Annotated in this window: 5 protein-coding genes; 2 read left to right on the forward strand and 3 right to left on the reverse strand. The window is 69.0% G+C overall.

Annotation, left to right across the window (positions count from 1 at the left end):
* Both RMO30_RS12615 and RMO30_RS12620 read left to right on the forward strand, forming a co-directional pair.
* Positions 1-1,414, forward strand: a 1,414-nt coding sequence (locus RMO30_RS12615) for a thioredoxin domain-containing protein (protein ID WP_309714099.1), incomplete at its 5' end; no start/stop codon positions are given.
* Positions 1,411-1,959, forward strand: a complete 549-nt coding sequence (locus RMO30_RS12620) for a DUF3060 domain-containing protein (protein WP_309714101.1) — start codon at positions 1,411-1,413, stop codon at positions 1,957-1,959. The genes RMO30_RS12615 and RMO30_RS12620, both read left to right, overlap by 4 nt.
* On the opposite strand, the gene RMO30_RS12625 is transcribed toward RMO30_RS12620, so the two are convergent.
* The 3 genes from RMO30_RS12625 to RMO30_RS12635 all read right to left on the reverse strand — a co-directional run.
* Entirely contained in the window at positions 1,956-2,840 is an 885-nt protein-coding gene (locus RMO30_RS12625) for a rhodanese-like domain-containing protein (RefSeq protein ID WP_309714103.1), read from the reverse strand. The two genes, RMO30_RS12620 and RMO30_RS12625, sit on opposite strands and share 4 nt — an antisense overlap.
* Before the next feature lie 66 nt (positions 2,841-2,906).
* Complete coding sequence (locus RMO30_RS12630) at positions 2,907-3,500, reverse strand: CoA-binding protein (RefSeq protein ID WP_309714105.1); 594 nt, start codon at positions 3,498-3,500, stop codon at positions 2,907-2,909.
* Between the two features lie 4 nt (positions 3,501-3,504).
* Positions 3,505-4,461, reverse strand: a 957-nt coding sequence (locus RMO30_RS12635) for a PLP-dependent transferase (RefSeq protein WP_309714107.1), incomplete at its 5' end; no start/stop codon positions are given.

The raw sequence follows: 4,461 nt of genomic DNA on the forward strand, positions 1-4,461 counted from the left end.
GGAGCAGACGGCAACCGCGCTCGTCGCCGCGCTGACCGCCGACCGACCCATCGCCGAAGAGGCCGGGTTGTCGCCCGCGGTTCTCGAAGCTGCGGTCACCGAGGTGCTCGCGGTCGAAGACCGGGAATTCGGCGGCTTCGGCACCGCCCCGAAGTTTCCGACAACCCCGGTGCTCGCGTTCCTGCTCGAACAGGGCGGCAACCCGGCCCGCGAGCTTGGCCGACGAACGCTCGCGCGGATGGCGGCATCCCCGCTGCGTGACCCGATCGAAGGCGGCTTCTTCCGCTACGCCGTGCACCGCGACTGGAGCGAACCGCACTACGAGCGGATGCTGGCCGACAACGCCCAGTTGCTCGCCTGCTACGCGGCTATCGGTGACGAGGCCACGTCGACCGGAATCGCGGGGTTTCTGCTCGACGTGTTGCGACCTTCTGACGAATCCGGCTCGGGCGGCTTCGCTTCCGGCCAGGACAGCGAGAGCGAGATCGACGGCGTGCGGGTCGAGGGTGGCTACTACGCGCTCGACGCCGCGGCCCGCGCCACCCAGCCGCCGCCGCCGCTCGACGGCAAGGTGCTGACTGGGTTGAACGGGCTCGCCATCGGGGCGCTCGCCGACGCGGGGGTGCGCTTCGACCGCGACGACTGGATCACGGCGGCGCGCGATGCAGCGGATGCGGTGCTCGCGATTCACGGCGGCTTCGACACGTCGGCTTCGCCGACTACTCAACCCAAGGGCGCTCCTCTTCGCCGAGCGTCGCTCGACGGGCGGGTATCGGATGCTGTCGCAACTCTCGAGGACTACGGCGGATTCGCCGGTGGACTTCTTCGGCTCGCTCTCGCCACCGGCGACTCTCGGTATGCCGTCGTCGCCCGCGACCTTGTCGAGTCGTGTTCCGACGGCAGGAGCGTCGCTGCACCGTCAGGCGGCGACCCGGTACTCGCCGCGCGCGGCCTCGCCCTTCCCCCTGAGGTTTCCGATGGCGCGAGCCCGTCGGGCCGCGCATTGCTCGCCGACGCGGCTCTCCTGCTCGCCGCCCTCAGCGGCGACGACCGGCACCGCAGAATCGCGGAGCGGGCGATCGCGCCCGCTCTTCCGCTCGCCCCTGGGCAGCCGCTCTCGTTCGGTGCGGCACTCGCGATCGCGGTCCGGCTTGGTCGCGCGGTCGGCCAGCTCGTGGTCGTGGGTCCGATCGACTCGGCGCTCGCGGCGGTTGCCCGGCGCTGGGGCGGGTCGACGCGGGTTCTCGCGCTCGTCACCGAGGAGCAGGCTGGGGCATTCGCGGCGGTCGGCTTCGAGTTGTTCGCGGGGCGGGTGAGCCGCGGCGGTTCCGACACCGCCTACCTCTGCGAGCACTTCGTCTGCGACCTTCCACTCACCGACGCGACCGCCCTCGCGGATAGGCTCGCTGTATGACCAGCTCGCTGCCCGCTCCCGTCGGACTGCTCGCCCTCGCCCTCGCGGCCGTGGTGCTCGCCGGCTGCACGAGCAACTTCCTGATCGATGGGGGCACAGGAACCGCCGCGCCCGCGCCGACGGAAACCAGCGCCACCCCGGAGCCGAGCGAGTCGGCCCCGCCGCCGGAGCCGGTCGAAGAGTTCGACTGCGACGACCTGCTCATCGATCGACCGGGCAACTACGTGCTTGGAGAGTGCGGCACCGTGACCCTCGAAGGCGGCGGCATCGAACTCGCCTTCACCTCGATTGCGACCCTGATCATCCGCGGTGACGGGGCCGATATCGCCGGCGAGACGATCGGCAGCCTCGAGCTCGAAGGTCAGCGGGCCGACATCTCGGCGATCAGCATCGAAGACCTGACGATCCGCGGCGAACAGAACACGATCGTCGTCGACACGACGATCGGCACCGTCGTGGTCAACGGCAACGAGAACGTGGTGAGCACCGGCGAAGGCATCCAGTCGCCCGTCGTCGACAACGGCCTGCTGAATGAGATCAGCTAGACGAGAGCGCCATCGGCAGCCGTCACGAGTGGCGCGTCGGGGTCGGCCGCCCATTCGTTGAGCGAGCCGTCGTAGATCGCGACGTGAGTCTCGCCGAGGCGCACCAGCTGCAGTGCGGCGGCCGCAGCCGCGACTCCGCCGTTGCAGTAGGCGACGATGCGCGGAGCGTCGAGCACGGGCGCGAACAGTTCGCGCAGTTCGGCATCCGGGAGCGCGGTGCGCGCCTCACGATCGACGAGGCGTACGGCGGGGAGGGATCGCGATCCGGGGATGACGCCGGGACGTGCGCGGGACGGGATCTCTCCGGTGAACTCCTTCGGCGGGATCGAGCACACCAACGCGGCATCCTCTTCGCCGCTCACGACCCGCTCGACGTACGCCTTGTCGACCCACGAGTCGGGACGCTCGACGCCCTCGAACACGGCCGGAGTCGGCGTGACGTGACCGCGCTCGACCGGACGCCCCTCCCCCCGCCAAGCCGTCAACCCGCCGTCGAGTACCGCGGCGGCGTCGTGGCCGAATGCGCGCAACAGCCACCAGAACCGTGCCGCCCATTGGCCGAGCGTGGTGTCGTAGACGACGACGGTCGTGTCGGATCCGATGCCGAGTGCGCCAGCCGCGGCAGCAAAGCGCGCGACGTCGGGGCGGGTGAAGGGAAAGCGGCCGTCGGGGTCAGAGAATTCGTCGATCAGGTCGGCGAACACGGCTCCCGGGAGGTGGCCCTCGGCGACGTACTGTTCGTGCCCGCTGAGCGATCCCGGCTTGCCGTTCGGCAGGGTGTAGGAGACGACCGATGCGTCCACGACGACGAGGTCGTCGACGCCGAGGTGGTCGGCGAGCCACTGTGCGGAGACGAGCGGCGAGGGGAGCTTGGTGGTCATACCAGCCACGGTAATCCCGTATCCCGCCGCACACACGCGACCGCGAAACGCGGGGTAACGAAGGCGCTAGCGAAGGGTCTTGCGTGCGGTGATCTGCCCGGTGTCGAAGCCGAGCAGGTGCAGGCCGCCATGGAACCGGGCGTGCTCGACCTTGATGCAGCGGTCCATGACGACGGTGAGTCCCTTCGACTCGCCGTAGTACGCCGCCTCTTCATTCCAGATACCGAGCTGCACCCAGACGGTCGTGGCGCCGATCGCCAACACCTCGTCCATCACCTGCGGGATGTCGCTGCCCTTGCGGAACACGTCGACGATGTCGGGCACGACCGGCAGGTCGGCGAGCGACTTGTAGACCTTCTGGCCGAGGATCTCGTCGGCGTTCGGGTTGACGAAATAGAGCTCGTAGTCGCTCGACTGCTTCAGATACGTGGCGACGAAGAATGACGAGCGCGACGGATTCGGCGAGGCGCCGACGATCGCAACGGTCTTCGCCTTCTGCAGGATCTTCAAGCGGTCCTGCGCGGACGGGCCGACCCAGGTGCGCTTCGACTTCAGCAGCCTCGCGAGTGGCGAAGATGCGGGGATGTCGCAGGTCAGTCCGTTCGTCAGGTGAACGGTTTCCAGCTCAGCGGAGTCGAGATCCACGGTTGCAGTGCTCATGAGTTCATTCTCCCTTGACTGCTGCCGCGAGCGCTTGGTCGAGGTCATCGATGATGTCCTCGACATCTTCGATGCCGACGCTGATGCGCACCAGGCCCGGCTGAACGCCGGCGTCCACCAGCTGCTGCTCGGTGAGCTGGGCGTGCGTCGTGGACCCGGGGTGGATGACGAGGGTCTTCGCGTCGCCGATATTGGCGAGGTGCGAGGCGAGGTTGACGCTCTCGATGAACGTCTGGCCGGCGGCACGACCGCCTTTCACCCCGAAGGAGAACACCGAGCCGGGACCCTTCGGCAGGTACTTCTTGGCGCGCTCGAAGTGCGGATGCTGCGGCAGGCCCGCCCAGTTCACGAAGTCGATTCGCGGGTCGGCATCGAGCCATTCGGCGACCGCGCGGGCATTGTCGACGTGCGCCTGCATTCGGTACGGCAGGGTCTCGACGCCCAGCGCCAACAGCCACGCCGAGTGCGGCGCGAGGGCCGGGCCGATGTCGCGCAACTGCTCGGCGCGAAGGCGGGTGAGGAAGGCGTACTCGCCGAAGTTGCCGTGCCAGTTGAGTCCGCCGTAGTGGGCGACCTCGGTGTCGAACAGCGGGAAGCGCTCGTTCGCCCAGTGGAACCGGCCGGATTCGACGACGACCCCGCCCAGGGTCGTGCCGTGACCGCCCAGGAACTTCGTCGCCGAGTGGATGACGACATCCGCCCCCCACTCGATCGGACGGTTCAGGTAGGGGGTCGCGACCGTCGAGTCGACGATGAGCGGCAAGTGGTGGGCGTGCGCGACCTCGGCGAGGCCCTCGAGGATCACCCGCGCCGTCAGCGGATTCTTCGGATCGGTCAGCCAGTCGGCAAGCTCCAGCCGGCGGTCGCGCGCGGCCGGCAAATCCGCGGCCAGTTGCTTCACCGCGGTCAACGCCCCCGGTGTCACCGCCTCCCCGCGCCGCGTCACCGACCCGCGCTCGAG

It is taken from the genome of Pseudolysinimonas sp. (genome assembly GCF_031389465.1).
GTDB lineage: Bacteria > Actinomycetota > Actinomycetes > Actinomycetales > Microbacteriaceae > Pseudolysinimonas_A.

Coding starts and splice junctions, on each gene's coding strand:
- RMO30_RS12620 (WP_309714101.1), top strand. CDS start 1,411: ATGACCAGCTCGCTGCCCGCTCCCGTCGGACTGCTCGCCCTCGCCCTC.
- RMO30_RS12625 (WP_309714103.1), bottom strand. CDS start 2,840: ATGACCACCAAGCTCCCCTCGCCGCTCGTCTCCGCACAGTGGCTCGCC.
- RMO30_RS12630 (WP_309714105.1), bottom strand. CDS start 3,500: ATGAGCACTGCAACCGTGGATCTCGACTCCGCTGAGCTGGAAACCGTT.